A 21,176-nucleotide genomic window follows, 5' to 3' on the forward strand; every position below is an offset into this window, starting at 1 on the left:
AATGTCCAAAAAAATTCCTTTTTTCGTTTTAATTTTAATTCTTGTCGTTTCTTTTTTTGCGATGATTTCCGTATCAAAGCAGGAATCGGCGATAATGGACGAACTAGCTCATATCCCGGCCGGTTATAGTTATCTGCGCTATCTGGATTTTCGTTTAAACCCCGAACATCCGCCTTTGATAAAAGCGATCTCGGCGATTCCTTTGATGTCTATGGGATTGTCTTTTCCGGTTACTCAACCGAGTTGGACTGATAATATCAACGACCAATGGGTGGCGGGCAATCAATTCATTTATAAATCCGGCAACGATGCTGATAGGATTATTTTCTGGGCGCGGCTTGGGCCGATTCTTTTGACGCTTTTGCTGGTTGTATTGATTTATATTTGGGCCAGGGAATTATTGGGTGGCTGGTGGGGGCTTTTGCCGGCTTTTCTTTTCGCTTTTTCGCCTACCGTTTTGGCGCACGGCCATTACGTCACCACCGATATCGGAGCGGCTTTCGGCGTAGTTCTGGCGACTTATTTTTTCATCAAATTCCTCCTGAAACCCACCGGCAAGTATTTGATTTTCGCCGGCCTGGCTTTCGGCGTGGCTGAATTAATGAAATTTTCAACAGTGCTTTTAATTCCTTATTTTATTGCGCTGGTTTTAGTTTGGACTATCCGCAAATTGCCCGCGCAGGCAGGCAGAAGATTTTGGCGGAAGCTTCTTTTTTTGGCGGCTATTTTTGTTATCGGTTACGTTTTGGTTTACTTGGTTTATTTTCTTTTTACCTTGAATTATCCGATTTCCAAACAGGTCGCCGATACCCAATCTATTTTAACTTCTTTTAAAACTCGCCTGTTTGCCGATATTGACATTAAAATGGCCGGCGATAAATTTCTCCGGCCGCTGGCGCACTATCTTTTGGGCGTGTTAATGGTCAGCCAACGTTCCGTTGGCGGCAATACCGCTTATTTTCTGGGAGGAATTTCGGCCGCCGGTTGGTGGTATTATTTCCCGGTCGTCTTTTTGTTGAAAGAGCCGATTCCGTCTCTGATTTTAATTTTCATCGCTCTTATTTTTTGTTTATGGAATTTTATGAGAAGCATCAAGTTTAAAGCTTCATGCTTCATGCTTTATGTTTCAAGATTTAAGGATTATCTGGGGACTCATTTGCCGGAATTCGCGATGCTCTTTTTTATTATTTTTTATTGGCTTTACAGCATGCAAGGCAAGTTGAATATCGGCGTCCGCCATATCCTGCCGACCATGCCTTTTATTTATATTTTGGCGGCCGCCGGATTAAAGAGTTGGGTAAATAATAAATTTTGGAAACATTCTTTCAAGATTTCCTTGATTTTCGTTTTACTTTTTTGGTATCTTTTGGAAACGATTTTTGCCTATCCTTTTTATCTTTCTTATTTCAATCAATTCGGCGGTGGCGTTTTCGGAGGATATCGCTATGTGACGGATTCCAATTACGATTGGGGTCAGGATTTGAAGCGATTGACGGTTTTCGTTGAAGAAAAAGGCATTCAAAAAATTGCCGTTGATTATTTCGGCGGCGGGGATACCAAATATTATTTAGGCGATAAAATGGAAAATTGGTGGTCCAATCGCGGCAATCCTCAAGACATCGGCATTGAATGGCTGGCTGTTTCTGTTAATACTCTGCAATCGGCTTTGGCCAAAGCCGCCCCTGGTTTTGAAAGAAAATCTGAAGACGAATATCGCTGGCTGCAGGAAATCAAAAATCCGTTTCAGCCGGATTACCGGATAGGGACATCAATATTCGTTTATAAACTTTAATTTTTTTAAATTTACAATTTATTTATGAAACTCTCAATCGGAATCGTCGGCTTGCCTAATGTCGGCAAGTCAACGTTATTCAAATTAATAACAAAACAAGAAGTTAATATCGCCAATTATCCTTTCGCCACCATTGACCCGAATGTCGGCGTGGTTCCCGTTCCCGATGAGCGATTGGAAAAATTGGCGAAATTAAGCGCTTCAAAAAAAATTATTCCGGCGGTGGTGGAATTTTACGATATTGCCGGCCTGGTCAAAGGCGCCAATAAAGGCGAGGGTTTGGGCAATCAGTTTTTGTCGCACATCAGGGAAGTAAACGCCGTAGTTGAGGTCGTCAGGTGTTTTCAGTTGGGCGAGATTATCCATGTTGAAAACAGAGTTGATCCCATAAAAGACATGGAAATCGTTAACACGGAACTGATTTTGAAAGATTTGGAAATTGTTGAAAAAAGAGCCGCAAAACTGGAAGGGGAAATTAAAACAGGTGGCAATAAAAAAATAAAAGATTTTGAAACGGTTAAAAAAATCCAAGACGAACTGAATAAAAATATTTTGGCGGTTAATCTTGATAAAGATTTATTAAGCGAACCGGTTATCCAAGAATTGAATCTTTTGACTTCCAAGCCGCAGATTTATCTTTTAAACGGCGCGGTTGGAGACGTTTCCGAGGAATTGAAAGCCGGAATTAAATCCCTCAAAGCTGATTATTTAATATCGGATTTGGGCATGGAGCAAAACGTGAATGACCTAATCAAAAAGGCGTACGAAATTCTCGGGCTAATCAGTTTTTTGACTACCGGCGAAGACGAAACCCGGGCCTGGACCGTCAAAAAAGGAGCCAAAGCGCCCGAAGCCGCCGGCGTTATTCACACCGATTTTGAAAATAAATTCATCAGAGCTGAAGTGGTTAATTGGGAAAAATTATTGGAAGCCGGCAGTTGGGTAAAGGCGAAACAAAAAGGCCTGGTTAGGATTGAAGGCAAGGATTATGAAGTTCAGGATGGCGATGTGATGGAAATAAGACATTCTTAGTTTTGTTTGTCTTGAGTAAATCTCATAATTTTTATATATTTAACGATATGCTGAAAGACATTAAGAATCTGAAAAATTCCGAGCTTGAAGAAAAAGTTCTTAAATTCTGGCAGGAAAATAAAATTTTTGAGAAATCCCTGGAGAGACGAGCGAAGAAACCGCTTTTTTCTTTTTATGACGGACCGCCTTTCGCCAACGGTTTGCCTCACTACGGCCATATTTTAGCCACCGTTATTAAAGACGCTACGACCCGTTTTTGGACAATGGCCGGCTTCAGGGTTGAACGCCGGGTGGGCTGGGATACTCACGGTTTGCCCGTGGAAACCGAGATTGAAAAACAATTGAATCTCAAGGGCAAAAAAGACATTGAAAAATTCGGCATTGAAAAATTTAACGCCGCCTGCCGCGATTCGGTTTTCCGTTATAAAAAAGAATGGGAAAAAACTCTTGAAAGAGTCGGCCGCTGGGCTGATTATGGGAACGCTTACGCCACTTTGGACAATTCCTACATGGAATCGGTCTGGTGGGTTTTTAAAAAACTTTGGGAACAAAAACTGATTTATAAAGATTTCCGGGTAACGCCGTATTGTTTCCGCTGTGGCACGCCTTTATCCAATTTTGAAGTAAATCAGGGCTACCGGGAAGCCGAAGACCCATCGGTTTACGTGAAATTTAAAATAAAAAATCCGAAATCTTCAAAAAACGAATATTTGCTGGTTTGGACGACTACCCCCTGGACATTGCCTGCCAATGCCGCCATTGCCGTTAATCCGGATTTAATTTATACGAAATATTCGGTGAATGGAGATTATCTTTTTTCTTATAGCGCGCCTCCGGCTTTAACCGGCGTTAAAATTGAAGCTGTTGAAAAAATTTCCGGCAAAAAACTTGCAGGTTTGGAATACGAGCCGCTTTATAAACTTGCAGGTTCGGAATTTAAAGTTAATGATTGTTATCGGGTTTTGCCGGCTGATTTTATTTCAACCGAAGAGGGGACGGGGTTGGTTCATATCGCGCCGGCTTTCGGAGAGGAAGACATGAAAGTGGGCAAAAAAAATAATCTTCCGGTTCTAATAACCGTGGATGAAGAGGGGAAAATGAAAACGCCGGGTTATTCTTGGAACGGTTTGTTCGTCAAAGAAGCCGATAAAGTCATTTTTGAAGATTTAGAAAAAAGAAATCTTTTGTACAAAAAAGAAACCGTTCTTCACCAGTATCCTTTTTGCTGGCGCTGTGATTCGCCGTTGCTTTATTATCCTTTAAGCACCTGGTATATCGCCGTTGCCAAAATCAAAAATAAATTAATAAAAAATAACAAGAAAATTCATTGGGTGCCGGAGCATATTAAAGAAGGAAGGTTCGGCAAGTGGCTGGCTGAAGCGCGGGATTGGGCTTTTTCCCGGAATCGTTTCTGGGGCGCGGCGTTGCCGATTTGGCAGTGCCAGTCCTGTCAGCAAAATATCGCCATAGGTTCCCTGAAAGAGTTGGCGCAATCGGCGGTTAATGCGAATAATCATTATTTTATTTTGCGGCATGGTCAGGCCGAATCAAACCATCATAAAATTATTTCTTGCTGGCCGGAAAAAATAACAGTCAAACTTACTGACAAAGGAAGGGAACAAATTGAAAAAATCGCCCAAGTTTTAAACAAAAAAAATATTCAACTTATTTTTTCTTCGGACCTTTTGCGCACCAAAGAAACCGCCGGGATTGTTTCTAAAAAAATTAATATTCCGGTTAATTTTGACGAACGTTTAAGAGAATATAATGTCGGGGAATTCAACGGGCAACCGATAGAAAAATTCAACGATTTTATGGGCGAGAAAATAAATTTATTTTCTAAAACTCCCGAAGGAGGAGAGAATTTAAGCGATATTAGGAAACGGATGATGGATTCTATTTTGGAATTGGAAAAAAAATATAAAAATAAAAATATTTTGATTGTCAGCCACGGCGATCCGCTCTGGATTTTGGAAGGAGCCAGCCAGGGGCTCAACGAGAAAGAGCTTGTAAAATCAATGGAAAATTACATTAAAGTAGGCGAACTGCGGGAAATCAAACTTTCCAATTTACCTTATGACGGGGAAGGGAAATTAGATTTACATCGCCCTTATATAGACAAAATAGAATTGCGGTGTCCCGAATGTGAAGGCCGGGCCAAGCGTGTTTCGGAGGTTTTTGACTGCTGGTTTGAATCCGGCTCCATGCCTTACGGCCAATGGCATTATCCTTTTGAGAATAAAAATTTGGTGGAAAAAACTTTTCCCGCTGATTTCATCGCTGAAGGCCTGGACCAAACCCGGGGCTGGTTTTACACTCTTCATGTTTTAGCCGGCGCTTTATTTAATAAACCGGCTTTTAAAAACGTAGTTGTTAACGGACTTGTTTTAGACGCCCGTGGAATGAAATTAAGCAAAAAACTGCGCAACTACGCCGAACCGGAAATAATTTTTGATAAATACGGGGCTGACGCTTTGCGTTATTTTCTTCTGAGCTCCACTCAAATCGGCGAGGATTATCAGTTTTCCGAAAAAGGCGTGGCAGAAATTTTCCGGAAGGTGATTGATAAATTCAGGAATGTTTTCAATTTTTATCAGCTATACGCGGGGAATATCCGCATAAATCCCTGCCTGCCTGCCTGCAGAAGCGTTTCTTTATTGGATAAATGGATTTTAGCCCGGCTCAACGAAGTCATCTTAAAAATGACCGAAAAAATGGAGGCCTATGAACTTACCGATGCCACCAGAATTCTTATGGAATTTATTGACGACCTTTCAAATTGGTTTGTCAGGCGTTCCCGGAAAAGATTTTCGGGTGAAGATTCCAAACAGGCCTCGGCCGTGCTTGGTTATATAATTTTGGAAACCAGCAAATTAATGGCGCCTTTCGCCCCGTTTATTAGCGAGGCGATTCATATGACTTTGACGCAAAATTCGGTTCATCTTGAAGATTGGCCCAAAGCTGATAAAAATCTGATTGATAAGAATTTGTTGGAATCAATGGTTGAAGTGCGGCGGTTGGCCAGTTTGGCTTTAGCCAAGAGATTGGAAGCCGTAATAAAAGTGAGACAGCCGCTGGCGTCATTAAAACTCAAAAACTCAAAAACTCAAAAACAGCAAAGGACTATTAGATATTTTGAAAGACGAAATTAACGTCAAAGAAATTATTTTTGATTCCGAAATAAAAGAGGAATTGGAATTGGACACCAAAATAACGCCAGAGTTGAAAGCGGAAGGTGTTTTAAGGGATTTGACCCGGCTGGTTCAGGGTTTGCGCCAGGACGCCGGCTATCAGCCGAAGGACAAAATTATTTTGATGATTGAAGCCCCGGCGGAACTAAAAGAGATTTTGGAAAAGAATAATGTTTTTCTCAAAAAAGAAATCAACGCCCATGATATTGAGCTAAGACATTCGGACAAGTTTGACGCGGAATCAAGCACTAAAATGAACGACTGGCAGATTTGGCTGGGAGTAAGAAAAATTTAAGAAATTTTATTGTTTTGTTTTCATTCAGGTACTATCACGCGTGATAGTACCTGAATTTATACTATTTTATCCCTGGTAATTTAAAAATTTCCATCTTTTGCCGCCTTTGGTTGGAAAAGGGAAATTAAGCCAATAATCTAAGATTGTTTTTTGCGGCGGTAATCCTTTTTTGTGTTTTTCTATTTTTTCGCTTTTGCTTTTTTTGGCGTAATAACGATTGCTTTGATAGCCGGATTGTTTTTCAATGCTCTTTTTAAGAGCGCTAATAGTGCTTGGAGAAATCCATAAAATTTCTTCTATTTCTTTATAGGATTTTCCGGCTTTTATCATCGCCAGAGCCGTTAATCTTTTTATAATTAATTTTTTTTCGTTGGCGCTTAGTAAATTATCTAAAAAATTCTTTAATTGTTTTTCAGACCTCGCTCTTTCGGCATTTTCCAAAAATTTGGACCAAAGGAAATCCTCCCATTCTTTTCTTGATTTAAATTCAGAGATTTTTTTCATAGATATTGTTCGGTCTATTTTAGCTAATTTTAAGATAAAATTTATTTTTATTCAAACTATCACGCGTGATAGTTTATTTGAGGGGCGTTTAAGAAATTTTATTTCGAGGTGTTTAAAAAAGCCGAAAACCCGAATTGTTTTTTGGCTTTTAGTTGATTTGGCGAGTCGCTCACTCTAGGGGTTTATTGGCGATACATTGCCCTTTTAACGAGTTGCAGAGTTTCTTGGGCGTTAGCTCGGGCGATTTTGGCGCCTTCTTCCAGTATAGATGAGATGAACGAATTATTTTGAGACATCTCGCTTTTTTTAGCCTGAAATTCGGCCAAGAAATTATTAGTGATACGAATAAAAAGTTGCTTGAATTGTCCCATCACCGGTTTGCCTTTTTTGTGTTCCTTAATTAGAGAATCTATTTCTTCTTTTTCTTGATCATTTTTACATAAACTTTTAGCAACAAGGATGTGACTTTCCAGTTTTTCGTTCATTGCTCCTTCGAATGCGGTTTCCGCGCCTTTAATTTTTCTGGCAACGGTTTTTGCGTCATCCGTAAGAAAAATGGCTCCTTCCGGAGAGCTTTTGCTCATTTTCCCTTCTCCTTTTAAAGAAAGGATTTTAAGCGCGTCTATTTGAAGGGGTTGTGGAAGCGGGAAAATTTTTCCATATTTTTTATTAAACCTTCTAGCGAGTTCTCGGCTCACTTCTAAGTGCGCGAGCTGGTCTTTTCCGACTGGAATTTTTTCTGCTCGCTGAAGCAATATGTCGGCAGTCATCATTACCGGATAAAGAAGGAGAAATGTATTCGCTGTTTCCGGTCGCACGTTGGCTTTTAATTTTTCTTTGAGGGTGGGGACTCTTAAAAGTTCAGACACGTTTATTAAACGAGATAGAAACATAGTCAAAACAGATACCTCGTTTTCAATATCAGATTGTAAAAAGATTTTAGTTTTATCGGGATTTATTCCGAACGCGATGTAATCAGCAACAACTTCATTGACAAATTTTTTTGCATTGGCCGGTTCATTGTCGGTTATGGCGTGAAGGTCGGCGACAAAAACCAAAGGGGATCGGCCTTTGTTTTGGAGTTCAACAATAGGTTTAATCGCTCCAAGATAATTGGCGATCGTCAAATCGCCAGTTGGGCGAATGCCTGTCAAAATTTCAATTTTAGTCATTGTTTTTTATACTTCTATCACTACCGGTAAAATCATCGGCCGTCTCTTGGTTTTATTATACAGAAACTGGCCGATTTGGTCACGAATAAGGGATTTGAAATAATCGGCATCCAAGGGCTGGCGGGGCAGGCGGCTAATCATTCCGCGGATATTGCGTCTGATTTCTTCAAGAAGCGTCTGGTTTTCCCGCAGATAAATAAATCCTCGTGAAATAATGTCGGGATTTTTTATCAGCTGGTTGGTGCGGCGATCAATAGTGGTGATAATAACAACCATTCCTTCTTGAGCCAGAACCTTCCGGTCGCGGAGAACTACTTCGCCGACATCTCCGACACCCAAACCGTCAACCAGAACATAGGAGACAGGAACTTCTTCTTTGGTTATATGAGCTTGGTCGGGGGAAAATTCCATCACCTGGCCGTTGGAGGGCAGGAAAGTATTTTTTGCCGGGATCCCGGCTTGTTGGGCCACTTCAATGTTAGTGGCTCTCATGAAAAAATAGCCATAAATCGGAACGAAAAATTTTGGGTTTATAAGCTTGGTTGTCATTTTCAGTTCTTCCTGGGGAGCATGGCCGCTGGAGTGAATGTCTATTATTTTTGAATAATAAACTTTAGCTCCTTGACGGCAGATGCCATCTTTGAGCGTTTGAACGCCTCTCTCATTGCCGGGGATAACCGAGGCCGAGAGAATAACGGTATCGGTTGATTTCAAACTGACAGACCGGTGTTCGCCGTTGATAATTTTGATTAAGCCGGCGTTGGGTTCTCCCTGGGCTCCGGTGCTTAAAATCATAATTTTATCATCGGGGTGCTTTCTAACTTCTTCTATGGGGATAATCAGGCCTTTCCTGGCTTTGATGTAGCCGAGATTTTGGGCGATTTCAACATTACTTCGCATTGAATAGCCGTTTAAAGCCACTTTCCGGCCGAGGCGGTCGGCGATTTTTATTATTTCATCAATGCGGTTAATTAATGAGGCGAAAAGGGCGATAATGATTCTTCCCGAGGCCTTTTTGAAAAGTTCTTCTAAATTTTTTTCCACTATTCTTTCGGAAAGTGAATATCCCGGCTCTTCGGCGTTGGTGCTTTCCAAAAAGAGGGTATGAATTTTTTGGTCGCCGATTTTTTTAAGTTCGGCCAATCCTTTAGGCTGGCCATCTTTGTCGTAATCAAATTTATAATCACCGACGTAAGCCATTTTTCCTACGGGAGTGGTTAAAACAAAACCAAAAGTATCGGGAATGTTGTGGGCAACGCCGAAAAATTCGGCTGAAAAATATTTGGAGAATTCAATTTTGTCTTTGTCTTTTATCAGCTGGAAATTAAGTTTGGCCGCTTTGGGAAATTCCCCCTGCCTTTTATTGATAATTTCCTTGGTAAGCGCGGCGGCGTACATCGGGGGATTGCCGAGTTTTTCCATTAAATAAGGAATGCCCCCAATGTGATCATAATGAGCGTGAGTGATGAAGACGGCTTTAATGTTTTGTTTGCGCTCTTCAAGGTAGGTGGTGTTGGGAATAATGAAGTCAATGCCCGGAGTTTCTTCTTCGGGGAACTGGAATCCCACATCAACCACGATTATTTCGTTGCGATATTCAAAAAAAGTCATATTCCGGCCGACTTCTTCCAAACCGCCCAAAGCCGCCCAGCGAAGGGGTTCTTCGCGGGATTCCTCTTTTTTTACTATTTTTGCTTTTATCATATATAATTTTTTATTTTCGACTTTAATTATTAATTGGTGGCACGCTTAGCGTGCCCGATAACAACGCTTAGCGTTGTGCCCCTGAGAGGATTTGAACCTCTAACCCTTACGGGATAGCGTTCTGAACGCTACGCGTATGCCAGTTCCGCCACAGGGGCTTGTATAAAATTGTTAATTATTGCTTTTCAGAAATTTCAAGTCTTGGGGCATTGATTTCAAGGGTTTTTTAATTTCCATTTTTGGGGTTTTTTTATATTTTTCATTTTCAAGCCAGCCGTTTTTGGTGTAGTGATAACAAGCTCCTTGTTTTTCTTCCATTTCTTTATAGATATTTTTATTTTTTTCAGGAACCCAGTTCCCAAGTTCCAGAATTTTTTCAGAGGGATTTATGGAAATGATGTAATAGCCCGCCGGATCAAGCACAAAATCTCCTTTTTTGGCTTTTATGGCTATCACATCTTTAACTTTCCCGTTTGTCATCTTTTGCAGTAAAAATATCGCTTCGCCCTTTAAGACCGTATAGATTTCTAGATATCCATTTGAATTGCGGTTGCCTTTGGTTTTTACAAATTCTTCACCCAGCATTTTGGGAGGAATAACGGTAATGTCATATCGCCAGCCGTTTTTTATTTTTAGCCCCCGATACATTTCATAGATGGGAAATTTTTCCGGATTTTTGATTTTTTTAAACCATTCCTGGTCGCGGATGACCGATTTCATTTCATTAAGAAATCGGATGTCGGCTTTTTTATTTTTTTTCATATATATTTTTAATTACTGTAATTGCAGTAATTACGGTAATTACAGTAATTATTTTAATACCCAGGCTGTTTCCACGTACCAATTTTTGACATTTTGGAAGCGGTCGCTGGCGGTAGTCAAAAATTTATCCGTGAATCCGCCGAGATCGGGGATGCTGACATAAAGATAATTCGGGGAGTATAGCGGTATGGCCGGCAGATCTTGAGCAATGATAGTTTCCAGATTTTTTAATTTTGCCTGGCGTTCGGCCGGGTCGGCGGTTTGGCGGATTTCTTCTATTAGTTTATCGGCCTTCGGATTGCCATAAATCGCCAAATTAAGTCCGGGATAAAATTTTTGGGAAGAATGCCAAAAAGAAAACAAGTCTTCTTTGTTTGCGGGATTGATTCCGAAAAGAATCATTTCGTAGTCGCGCGACCGGATCACTTGGTTGATAATGTCGTCGGGGTTTAAAACAATCAAACTGAGATTTACGCCTATTGCCGCCCATTCTTCTTTGATGATTTCGGCCGTGTTAATCAGGAAATCAATTTGTGGGACAATTAAGTAGAACTCTAATTTTTTATCCATAATAGCCGTTAAGTCCGGAGCGCCGGTGGTCTCCAGAGGTTCGCCGGCTTCCATCGCTTCGCCGTTAAATACTTTTTGGATAATCTGTTTTTTATCAATGACTTGGGTTAAAGCCAAACGGATATTTTTGTTTTTGAGATTGGAATTGATGTTCTGATTGAAAAACACGGCGTAATAATTGGACATGACGACACTTTTGATGTTGTGATTAAGCGATAAATCTTTAATTTTTGCCGGGTTAAGACCGCCGAAACCGTCAATTTCGCGGCGGTTGAAAGCGCTGATTAAATCGTCTTCATTTTTATAAAATTTAAAAATGAATTTTTGGATGTAGGGTTTTTTACTGGAATAATTTTCATTGACCACGAGCTGGTACTGGGTGATAAATCCGTCTTTTCTTTTGGCGAAGCGGTCGTATTTATAAGGGCCGCTGCCCACCGGCTCCAGATTGTAATTTGAAAGCCGGAGATTGGCCGCCGGAATTTTCCCAAAAATATGCTGGGGGATAATCGGCAGATTATGAAGATTGTCGCCAAAAAAAACATAGGGATTGCGGAGGATAAACCGGACCTGAAGCTCGCTGATTCTTTCAGTCACAATGCCTTGCCAGGTTTGGAAAAGCGGGGAACGGGCATCGGGATCCTGGATGGTTTTAAGGGTGAAAATAATATCGTCGCTCGTCAGGGGTTGGCCATCGCTCCAAAGCAAATTCTGTTTAAGTTTGACCAAATAATTGGTTCCTTCTTCAATTTGATAGTCGCTGATTAAATCCGAGAGCGGGCTGTAAATCAAAGAGGCAATATCGCGATCAGTTTCATTGCCGGAAATTATCGGGTTGATAAAAGTGGGTTGGCCGGCCTTCCCTTCAGTGTATTGTCCTCCTTTTTTAGGGGTTAAGTCAATTCTTTCCTGAATATTAAGCGCCAACCAGAAAAATGAAGAAATCAGAAAAACCAAAATTGCCACAATAAAGATATTGCGTTCAAATTGCGTGAATGAACTTATGATTTTTTTGAACATGCTAAATTACTAAAAATTGAAATTTATCCGGCTTCGCCAGATCTCGCGTAGCGAGAGAAATTGAAAATTTATACCAAGCCTTTTACTTTATTAAACTCAGGAGAGCTAAAACGATAAAGACAACAGCTAAAACAATGGTGCCGTAGAAAATAATTTTTTCCAATCCTCGCCGGGTCTGATAAGAACCGGATTCGCCGCCACCCAAAATTCCCGACAAACCTGAAGAACGTTCCTGAAGCAGGATGAAAATTATCAATAAAACAGCAACGATTATCTCTAATAAAGAAAGAAACATATTAAATAATAAAATAAATTAGTCGCCTAATTTGGTTGAGAGATTAACCAGGATATTAATGAAACTGATAATCAAAGTAGCGAGAATAAGCGGACTTGGTCCATTTATAGTAAGGCTTGCGCTGAATTTGTCAAGAACATAGAGGATGCCGGCGTTCATAGCGATCGCCAAAAGTCCGAAAGTTAAAGCTATTAAAGGGGCGAGAATAAGTTTCAGGAGCGGCCGGATGAAGGTGTTGCATAAAGTAAGGATAGCCGCCGCGATTACAAGGTCGGTCAGATTTCCTTCAAAAATAAAACCGCTGACAAAATGAGCCGCAATCAGAATCGCGATGGCATTAACGATAATGAATAAAATTATTTTTCCTATGAATTTCATGCCGTTAAAAATGGTAAAAGATTATTGCCGGTCATTTCTTTCGGTTTAGGCAGCCCCATCAAAGCCAGAATAGTGGGAGCGACATCAGCCAAGGTGCCGAGAATCTGGGTTTCTGTCTTCCGGATTTCAGCTTCGGTTTTTATTTTTTCAAATTCTTTTCCTATCAAATAAAAAGGTACGGGATTAGGATCATGCTTCGTTTCCGGTAAGCCGGTCAACGGGTCAAGCATCTTTTCAATATTACCATGGTCGGAAGTAATAATCATTGTTGTATCGGGCTGGGCCATCACCGCTTTCAAAAGCCGGCTGATTTCCCGGTCAATAATCTCAATGGCTTTTACGGCGGCTTCATAATTTCCGGTATGCCCCATCGTGTCCGGATTGGCGTAATTGACCAGAATAAAATTATAAGCACCTTCGCCGACTGAGCTGATTGTTCTGTCGGTGATGGTTTTAGCCATCATTTCCGGAAATTGATCGTAACGGGGCGCGTTGAGTGAAGGAACAAGGATGCGGAATTCATTGGGAAAAGGTTCTTTGCGGTAGCCGTTGAAGAAAAAAGTCACGTGAGCGTATTTTTCGGTTTCGGCGATGCGGAGCTGTATCTTATTGTTATCGGACAAAATTTTACCGAGAGTTTCACTGGTTGATTCCGGCGGAAAAATAGCCGGCAAATTAAATTTTTCATCATAGCGGGTCATAGTAACAAGATGAAGGTTGGAGAATTTTTTGACTGGAAAATTCGGGAAGTCCGATTCGGCGAAAGCAGAAACGATTTGGCGCGGACTTTCTTCCCGGAATTCAAAAAATATGACGGCATCATTGTCCTGGATGAAATGGCCTGCCTGACCGGTAGGCAGGGGCGAGCCAATGATGGTCGGCTCAACGAAATCATCGGTAAGGTTTCGGTTATAAGTTTCAGTCAGTAATTCCTGATAATTATCGGCGGTTCTCCCTTCGCCGGTTAAGATTTTATAAACTTTTTCGGTTCGGTCCCAGTGCTTGGCGCGGTCTAAAGCGTAAAAACGGCCGGAAAGGCTGGCGATAACGCCCCGGTTTTTTTCCTGGATGACTTTTTCCAGATTTTTGAGAAGTTCAGGAGCGGATTCCGGCGGGCTGTCGCGGCCGTCGGTAAAAAGCTGGAGATAAAGCCGGTCAAAATTTTCTCTTTTGGCGAATTCCAGAAGAGCGGCTAAATGTTCAAAAGAAGAATGGACATTGCCGCTGGTTAGAAGGCCGACCAAATGAATGTTGGAATTATTTTTTTGGGCGTGAGTGAAGGCGTTTTTCAGAATTTGGTTTTGGAAAAAACTGCCGTCTTTGATCGCCAAAGAAATTCTGGGGAAATGTTGATAAAGAATTTTTCCGGCTCCCAAAGTAAGGTGTCCTACCTCGCTGTTGCCTTCTTCTCCCCAAGGCAGGCCAATGCCGATACCCGAAGCATGAAGACAGCCGATAGGAAATCTTTTTTTGATATCTTGGATATTTTGGGGGTTAACTTTATAGATAGGATTGCTTTCATCATGAGCCCCGATTCCCCAGCCATCTAAAATAACTAATAAAACATTTCTTTTCATTTTTAAGAAGCGTTAAGAATATCAATATCCTGTTGGAATTCGTTGGCCTGTTTAACCACGTTATATCCGTAAACATCAAGACAGACATAACGGTTCCATCTCCCGCCGCAATAATATTTGGCGGCCGCTTTTTTTTCGTTGGCGGTTGCGCCGGCATCCTTTAGATAAAGCGCCGCGGCGATAAAAGCGTCGGCGTTATTCCAGGGGTTGGCAATGCTGCGTCCCAAAATGTTGCTGATGTCGGCTTTATAGATATTCCAGGTTGATGGCATAAATTGCGCCGGTCCCATCGCGCCGCCGTAAGTCCCGTCTTGATTGGGGCAGGAAATTTGAACCGAATCGGGACTGATATTAAGCGATTGGAGAATTGAGAGAAAAACTGGAATTTCTTTGGGGTTCATTGCCGTTGTCCCGCCTTTCATGATTTGGTTATAAGCGCAACGGCCGACATTTTGTCCCAGGGCGGATTCCCGGTCTAAAATCGCCAGGATGAAAGCGGCTCTCACTCCGGTGACGTCCTGGGCCGCCTTTGCCAGGGTATAGGCCTTGTCAAAAGTCAGCTCCCCGCCGCCTAATAATTCAAAGATTTGGTTTTTAACTTGAGTGGCTGTTTTTTTGGTTTCGGTAACCAGTTTTTGGTAAATAGATTCTTTGCCCTTAGTGTCAGTAAGGATTTTATTTTTTTCAGACTGGGTTTGCTGAATGGTTTGTTTTTGACTGGCTTGGTAAGCCTTCAGAGCTTCGGCGTCGCTTTTTTCCAGCCCCAATTGCTCTTTCTGGTCTAAAAGGTCGTTTTTCAGTTGGATTACGCTGCTTAGCGTTGCCTGAAAATTATCTTGGATAAGAGCTAAATCATTCAGATTCCCGAAAAAATCCGAAAGGCGGGGGCTGGTAAGAAAAATTTCCATTAAACTTTGGTTTTCGCTTTCATAAATATTTTGAAGTACCTGGGAAAGGGCATTTTTGTCGGAGTTGATGCTTTGTTCAACTGAGCCGATCTTTGCTTGGGTATCGCCAATCTGCTGATTGAGTTTTGTTAAATTCAGATTAGCGGCTTTGATTTGGAGATTAAGTTTGGCGATCCGGGAGTCCAAAGTCGAGATTTCGCCTTTAAGGGTCTGGCCCTGTTTTTGATATTGAGTGATGGTATTTTCGTAATCGGATATTTGTTTTTCCAGTTGCGCCAACTGACTTTCCAATTCTTGTCTTTGTTGTTCTGTTTGGGCGTTTTGAGCCGCAAATGTCAAAGAAGGGGAGTTATAAACTGGCGCATAGACAAAACTGAAAAGAAAAAAACTGATTGCCAGTAAAATAATCGCGGATTTTAAAATCCGGGTGAGAGGAAAGCGAAATTGACGATAATAGGAGAGATTAAGAATTAAAGGTTTTTTGTTGGTAATATCGCGCATATTAAATTCAAAAATAAATCTTTCTCTGCCTTTTCCTATATTTTATCAGTTTATCCTCAATAAACAAACCAAGATAAAAGCCGTTTTGCGGCCGGGAAAGATGGAGGAAAATATTGATTGCGATTTCTGAATTTATTTTTTGGGACTTTCTTTCGGAGTAACGGGGGCTTCATTTTTAGTCGGAGTGCCCGGTGTTTCAGCGGTTGCGGCTTCCTCTGCCGGGACTGCTTCTTCAACTGCTACTTCTTCAACCTTGGCTTCAACTACTGTGGCGATAATGGTTTCCGGGGTGAGGAAAATTTTTACTTTGTCGCTTAATTTAAGGTTTTCTACTGAAATATTTTTCCCTATTTCATCAAGGGACACCAAGTCAATTTGAATCCGGTGAGGGAGATCTTGAGGCAAGGCCTCAACTTCAATTTCCTGGAGAGTTTTAATCAAAATTCCGCCGAAAGCTTTTATGGCCGGCGCTTCGCCGAGAAATTCAATCGGGATATGGACGCGGATTTTTTCGGTTAGTTTTATCTGGTAGAAATCAACATGTAAAATTTTATCGGAAAGAGGGTCGGTTTCAATTTCGTGAATCATAACCGGCAAGGTTTGATTGTCTTCGGTTTTCAAATTGACGATAGTGCTTTCCCCGGCCTCTTTGAAAACTTTCTGGAATTCTTTGGCTGAAATAGTTAAATGCAAATTTTTAATTTCCCGTCCGTAAAGTTCGGCCGGAATAAAACCTTCTTCTCGGAGAGTTTGCACTTTTTTGCCTAAAATATTTCTGATTTGAACTTTAAGTTCTGCCATATTTATTAAAATTTATGAACCTTTGGTGAAATAAATTTCACCAAAGCCCTTTACTTCTGCGCTTTTTTGCGTCTTATTTTTTTCGGCGTTTCAGTCGTTTTGGTTTTGGCTTTCCGGGTTTTGAATCTTTCCACGCGGCCGGCGGTGTCAATCATTTTTTTCTCTCCCGTGTAAAAAGGATGGCAGGCGCTGCAGATTTCAACATCAATTTCCGGCTTGGTCGCCCCAACGGTAAAGGTTTTTCCGCAGCTGCATTTTATTTTAGCTTCGGGATAATATTTCGGATGAATGTCTTTCATAGTTGCCTCATTTTATCACCGCCCCTGTTCCTTGACAAGTCCTTTATAAAACCTATACTTTTGTGTATACTCAATTTGGAAATGTGGCAGATGTGAAAGTTCTTTTATAACTTAAAAAGTTAACCCCGTTAGAAGTCTTGAGTAGAAAAATTTAATTCTAAATTTTTTTTCTGTCCGTTTTGTGAGAATTTAATTTTAGACCATATTTTTTTTAATTAAATAAGTTAAATCGCAAGACAGACTTCTAACGGGGTTAAATAATTTTTTGGTTGTCCTATCTTTTTTTGAGAGTTTGATCCTAGCTCAGGATGAACGCTGGCGGCGTGGATAAGGCATGCAAGTCGCGCGGTTTAATGCACCTCACTATAGTTCGGTGCCGCTGATTTATGCGGATTTTGGCTGATTGATGCTGATACTAAATTATCGGCATAAATCGGCTTTATCAGCATTTATCAGCGACACACCGAGCGATAGTGAGGTGTGTTATACAGCGGCGAACGGGTTAGTAATACCCTGGTACATACCACAGAGTTTGGCATAGCCCATCGAAAGGTGGGGTAATTCCAAATAGTCTCACTTTTCGCAAGAAATTTGAGTAAAGGTTTCGCAAGAAATCGCTTTGTGATTGGCCTAGGCCCGATCAGCTAGTTGGTAGAGTAAAAGCCTACCAAGGCTATGACCGGTAGGGGGGCTGAGAGGCTGTACCCCAACAACGCAACTGAGACACGGTGCGTACGCCTACGGGTGGCAGCAGTCGAGAATATTCCACAATGGGGGAAACCCTGATGGAGCGACGCCGCGTGCAGGATGAAGGTCTTCGGATCGTAAACTGCTTTTAATAGGGATAAAGCCGAGCACTTAATGCACATAATCTAATTTTTCTGAATTAAATAAATTTAGGTTTATTTTGTTTGATTGTGTCTATTAAGTGCTCGGTTGATAGTACCTATGGAATAAGGGGCGACAAACTACGTGCCAGCAGTAGCGGTAATACGTAGGCCCCGAGCGTTATCCGGATTTATTGGGTGTAAAGAGTGCGTAGGAGGTTTGACGCGTTAATCGTAAAATTTCACCGCTCAACGGTGAATTGGCGGTTAAAACGGTCTTACTAGAGGATGCCAGAGGTCATTGGAACGTACGGTGTAGGGGTGAAATCCGTTGATATCGTACGGAACACCAAAGGCGAAGGCAAATGACTGGGGCTTTCCTGACTCTGAGGCACGAAAGCGTGGGGAGCAAAAAGGATTAGATACCCTTGTAGTCCACGCTGTAAACGATGTTCACTTGCTATTTCGAGTATCGACCCTCGAAGTGGCGTAGCTAACGCGTTAAGTGAACCACCTGGGAAGTACGGCCGCAAGGCTAAAACTCAAAGGAATAGACGGGGACTCGCACAAGCGGTGGAGCATGAGGTTTAATTCGACAACAAACGAGGAACCTTACCAGGGCTTGACATTCTAACGAATTCTCCGGGAAACCGGGGAAGTCTCTCAAGGACGTTAGAACAGGTGCTGCATGGTTGCCGTCAGCTCGTGATTTGAATTGTTCCCTTAAGTGGGGTAACGAGCGCAACCCCTGTCTCGAGTTATATATGTCTCGAGAGACTGCCGTGTTTAACGCGGAGGAAGGCGGGGATGACGTCAAATCAGCACGGCCCTTTGATGCCCTGGGCCACACTCATGCTACAATGGTCGGTATAACGGGTTGCCAAGCCGTAAGGCGGAGCTAATCCCTAAAACCGATCTCAATTCGGATTGAGGGCTGCAACTCGCCCTCATGAAGCCGGAATCGCTAGTAATCGCGCATCAGCTATGGCGCGGTGAATACGTTCTCGAGTCCTGTACTCACAGTAAACGCGCCGAGCAGGTTATTAATCTAAACGGTTAAAATCCGTTCCTCCGACAACGAGTCGGAGCGTAGCTAAAAGACAGTCAATTATCGCGAGGTAATTGGCAGAGGGTCTCTAAGCAAAAAACAGCCCAAAGCACAAAATGAGTTTATCGACCTATGGGAGGGTGGTGAGCATAGGGAAGATAAAAAACAAAAACTCTTTTGGGATGTTTGGAATAGAATATTAACTAACCTCGGGAGATCTGATAAAGAATGAAATTATTGCTTTATCAGAAGTCAGCTAATCCATAGTAATCTATTTTAGATGAAGGGATTTCTCATTAATAATTCAAAATATTTGATTTATTATTGAGCTCGTCGCGTGCGGGAAATCCGCAGGCGCGATGGGAACGCCAATGTTGAGTTTACAACAAGCAATCGCCCGTCACACCAAGGGAGCCGGGAGTAGGTAAATTCCGATTATATCGGAACAGCCTGAACTCGGTGACATGGGTGAAGTCGTAACAAGGCATGGGTAGCGGAAGCTGTCCATGGATCATTTAATTAAAACAATAAAAAATAAATCCAACTTAATAAGGTTAGGGCGACCAAAAAATTATTTAACCGTCAAAACAAAAATGAAAAATGTTTTATTAGTTGAAGACGAATCCTTCCTGGCTAACCTGCTTAGGAGTCGTTTGGATAAAGAAGAATTAGTCACTCAAATTGCCAGAGACGGCGAAGAGGCCTTAAAATTTCTTAAAGAAACAAAATTTGATTTGGTTTTATTGGATATTATTTTGCCTAAATTGTCGGGGTTTGAAGTTTTGGAAAGAATGCAGGCCGACCCCGAGCTTCAGAAAATTCCGGTAATGATTATTTCCAATTTGGGGCAGGAAAGCGATATTAGCCGCGGCCAGGCGTTGGGCACGGTGGATTATTTTGTCAAAGCCAGAATTTCCATAGAAGATTTAATCGCCCACGTAAAGCGCTTTCTTGGAAATTCCAAGCCGTAAGCGCAGGAATTTCCATTTAGAAAGCCTTTACCCCCTCACTCGAAATGACTGGACTAGAAATTTATTATAAAAAAGTTTATTGCCCTATCTTATTAAATCTAAAATATTAAGTATGGTATTTCGAGTGAGGGGGTGCTCGATTTTGTAGCCTCGCTGACGCTCGGACAAAATCGGCATTTATCCACAGTTGCTATTGCGGGGGGGGGGCTATAAGATATAATATCAAAAAGGTCGAGATATTAATTAAGCCGTAATTACGTAATTGAGTAAATAAGTAATTACCCAATTACTCAAATTACTTAATTACTGTTTTGAATTATGAAAGGATTTACTTTAATTGAGCTTTTAATCGTTATCGCCATTCTGGCGATTTTAGCCACCGCCACAGTTTTGGTTTTAAACCCCGCTCAACTTTTGGCTCAAGCCAGAGATTCCCAGAGGATTTCCGACTTAAGCAATGTCAAAAGCGCTATTGGTTTGTATTTAGCCACTGCTGATTCGCCAAGCATGGTAGCGAGTTCAACATGTACCGTTGCCGTTTGCGCTTCTGGTGTCGCTTGTCTTGTCGGCGGCGCCGCGCCCGGGCGTATCACAGCTTCGACCGCTGTTGATGGTACGGGTTGGGTAGTGGTTAATTTAGGAGGAACGAGCGGAGGTTCTTCTTTGGGCGCCTTACCTCTTGACCCTTCACAAACTGCCGCCTTCTCCTATGCCTATAGTGGCGTTACTACTTCTACCTTTAAATTATGTGGCGTATTAGAAAGCACTAAATATATACCCTTGATGACATCTGACGGAGGACGTAGTGATACCGCGTATGAAGTAGGCACTAATTTAGCGCTTTAATTATTCCGAACTGATGTTTTATCTCCCGTTAGGAATTTTGGTCTTAACTGAAGCGGCGTCCCTTTATTTAAAGGGGCGCTGCTTTGGTATAGACCGATCCGAAACTACAAATAATATCCGAATCTACAAATACTTATTTTTATTTTCAGTAATTTTAATTTTGGGCTGGGCTTGTTTCCAGTCCTATCAGCAATATCAAATTTTTTCGGCGAGTCCAATTTCTAAATTTTTTCTTCCGCCCCATCAATCCATCGCTTATTTTTTGAAATACAGTTTCACTCATTTTTTTAAAAATTATTTAATTTCTTTGGGAGCCGGTCTTTTGTTTTTATGGTTGGCCAATTTATTGAACCATCGCTATCAAAAAAGATTTTTTGAAGAAGAGGAGCTGTACTTAGGGGCCTTGGCCATATTTATTATGGGTCAGCCGCTTTGGATGATTTATTTTATCGCGGTTATGTCCGTAGGAGTTTTAGGAACTCTTTTTTTTCATGTTTCATGTTTCATGTTTCATGTTTCAAGTCGCCGGTTTCCTTTTTATTATCTTTGGCTGCCAGTTGCCATTTTAGTTTTAATAATCGGGAAAATTCTGGTATAATTATTTTCATGAAGCATGGATCATGAAACATGGAACATAAAACATTCCAAAATTTATGATTCAAGATTCAAAATTTATGCTCCAT

General features: G+C 41.5%; 18 protein-coding genes, 1 tRNA gene and 1 rRNA gene. 8 read left to right on the top strand and 12 right to left on the bottom strand.

Going from position 1 to position 21,176, the window contains the following annotated elements; all coding sequences use genetic code 11:
- Position 1: 1 nt before the first annotated feature.
- From Q8N22_02620 to Q8N22_02635, 4 genes are read left to right on the top strand one after another with little or no spacing between them, the layout of a single operon-like run.
- The gene (locus Q8N22_02620) at positions 2-1,792 is read left to right on the top strand and encodes a glycosyltransferase family 39 protein (GenBank protein MDP3052822.1); all 1,791 of its coding nucleotides are present in this window, start codon (positions 2-4) and stop codon (positions 1,790-1,792) included.
- A gap of 24 nt (positions 1,793-1,816) precedes the next feature.
- Entirely contained in the window at positions 1,817-2,824 is a 1,008-nt protein-coding gene (locus tag Q8N22_02625; GenBank protein ID MDP3052823.1) for a redox-regulated ATPase YchF, read from the top strand.
- Between the two features lie 47 nt (positions 2,825-2,871).
- Positions 2,872-5,976, top strand: coding sequence for a class I tRNA ligase family protein (locus Q8N22_02630; GenBank protein ID MDP3052824.1), 3,105 nt, complete (start codon positions 2,872-2,874; stop codon positions 5,974-5,976).
- Positions 5,960-6,310: a DUF5915 domain-containing protein gene (locus Q8N22_02635; protein MDP3052825.1), complete on the top strand. Its 351-nt coding sequence runs from the start codon at positions 5,960-5,962 to the stop codon at positions 6,308-6,310. Before Q8N22_02630 ends, Q8N22_02635 begins: the two co-directional genes overlap by 17 nt.
- A 66-nt stretch (positions 6,311-6,376) precedes the next feature.
- Here the strand turns inward: Q8N22_02635 and Q8N22_02640 are convergent, their stop codons facing one another.
- The 12 genes from Q8N22_02640 to rpmE all read right to left on the bottom strand — a co-directional run bounded on the left by Q8N22_02640 (position 6,377) and on the right by rpmE (position 16,801).
- A complete protein-coding gene (locus tag Q8N22_02640; protein MDP3052826.1) occupies positions 6,377-6,814 on the bottom strand; it encodes a Trp family transcriptional regulator in 438 nt (145 codons plus the stop codon).
- Between the two features lie 182 nt (positions 6,815-6,996).
- Positions 6,997-7,986: a tryptophan--tRNA ligase gene (gene trpS, locus Q8N22_02645; GenBank protein ID MDP3052827.1), complete on the bottom strand. Its 990-nt coding sequence runs from the start codon at positions 7,984-7,986 to the stop codon at positions 6,997-6,999.
- 6 nt (positions 7,987-7,992) lie between these two features.
- A complete protein-coding gene (locus Q8N22_02650; protein MDP3052828.1) occupies positions 7,993-9,690 on the bottom strand; it encodes a ribonuclease J in 1,698 nt (565 codons plus the stop codon).
- Positions 9,691-9,766: 76 nt separating this feature from the next.
- A tRNA-Leu gene (locus tag Q8N22_02655) sits at positions 9,767-9,848 on the bottom strand.
- 13 nt (positions 9,849-9,861) lie between these two features.
- Positions 9,862-10,452: a glucose-6-phosphate isomerase family protein gene (locus Q8N22_02660; GenBank protein MDP3052829.1), complete on the bottom strand. Its 591-nt coding sequence runs from the start codon at positions 10,450-10,452 to the stop codon at positions 9,862-9,864.
- Between the two features lie 48 nt (positions 10,453-10,500).
- Positions 10,501-12,042, bottom strand: a complete 1,542-nt coding sequence (locus Q8N22_02665) for a peptide ABC transporter substrate-binding protein (GenBank protein MDP3052830.1) — start codon at positions 12,040-12,042, stop codon at positions 10,501-10,503.
- 82 nt (positions 12,043-12,124) lie between these two features.
- Positions 12,125-12,337 carry a preprotein translocase subunit SecG gene (gene secG, locus Q8N22_02670; GenBank protein ID MDP3052831.1) on the bottom strand — a complete coding sequence of 71 codons (213 nt, stop codon included), beginning with the start codon at positions 12,335-12,337 and terminating at the stop codon, positions 12,125-12,127.
- Between the two features lie 18 nt (positions 12,338-12,355).
- Positions 12,356-12,715, bottom strand: coding sequence for a phage holin family protein (locus tag Q8N22_02675; GenBank protein ID MDP3052832.1), 360 nt, complete (start codon positions 12,713-12,715; stop codon positions 12,356-12,358).
- A complete protein-coding gene (gene gpmI / locus Q8N22_02680) occupies positions 12,712-14,292 on the bottom strand; it encodes a 2,3-bisphosphoglycerate-independent phosphoglycerate mutase (GenBank protein ID MDP3052833.1) in 1,581 nt (526 codons plus the stop codon). The genes Q8N22_02675 and gpmI overlap by 4 nt, the downstream gene beginning before the upstream one ends.
- A gap of 2 nt (positions 14,293-14,294) precedes the next feature.
- The gene (locus Q8N22_02685) at positions 14,295-15,701 is read right to left on the bottom strand and encodes a lytic murein transglycosylase (GenBank protein ID MDP3052834.1); all 1,407 of its coding nucleotides are present in this window, start codon (positions 15,699-15,701) and stop codon (positions 14,295-14,297) included.
- Positions 15,702-15,833: 132 nt separating this feature from the next.
- Positions 15,834-16,502 (bottom strand): 50S ribosomal protein L25, encoded by a 669-nt coding sequence (locus Q8N22_02690; protein MDP3052835.1) that lies wholly within the window; start codon positions 16,500-16,502, stop codon positions 15,834-15,836.
- Positions 16,503-16,552: 50 nt separating this feature from the next.
- Positions 16,553-16,801, bottom strand: a complete 249-nt coding sequence (gene rpmE / locus Q8N22_02695) for a 50S ribosomal protein L31 (protein ID MDP3052836.1) — start codon at positions 16,799-16,801, stop codon at positions 16,553-16,555.
- 280 nt (positions 16,802-17,081) lie between these two features.
- Between rpmE and Q8N22_02700 the strand changes: the two genes are divergently transcribed.
- The 4 genes from Q8N22_02700 (at position 17,082) to Q8N22_02715 (ending at position 21,091) form a co-directional block, all read left to right on the top strand.
- Positions 17,082-18,696 (top strand): 16S ribosomal RNA (locus Q8N22_02700).
- A 486-nt stretch (positions 18,697-19,182) separates the two neighbouring features.
- Positions 19,183-19,647 (top strand): response regulator, encoded by a 465-nt coding sequence (locus Q8N22_02705; protein MDP3052837.1) that lies wholly within the window; start codon positions 19,183-19,185, stop codon positions 19,645-19,647.
- Between the two features lie 318 nt (positions 19,648-19,965).
- Positions 19,966-20,493, top strand: a complete 528-nt coding sequence (locus tag Q8N22_02710; GenBank protein MDP3052838.1) for a type II secretion system protein — start codon at positions 19,966-19,968, stop codon at positions 20,491-20,493.
- A gap of 13 nt (positions 20,494-20,506) precedes the next feature.
- Positions 20,507-21,091 (top strand): hypothetical protein, encoded by a 585-nt coding sequence (locus Q8N22_02715; GenBank protein MDP3052839.1) that lies wholly within the window; start codon positions 20,507-20,509, stop codon positions 21,089-21,091.
- Positions 21,092-21,176 lie beyond the last annotated feature (85 nt).

This window comes from bacterium, assembly GCA_030693325.1.
In the GTDB taxonomy this organism is placed as follows: domain Bacteria; phylum Patescibacteriota; class Minisyncoccia; order UBA6257; family MFKM01; genus MFKM01.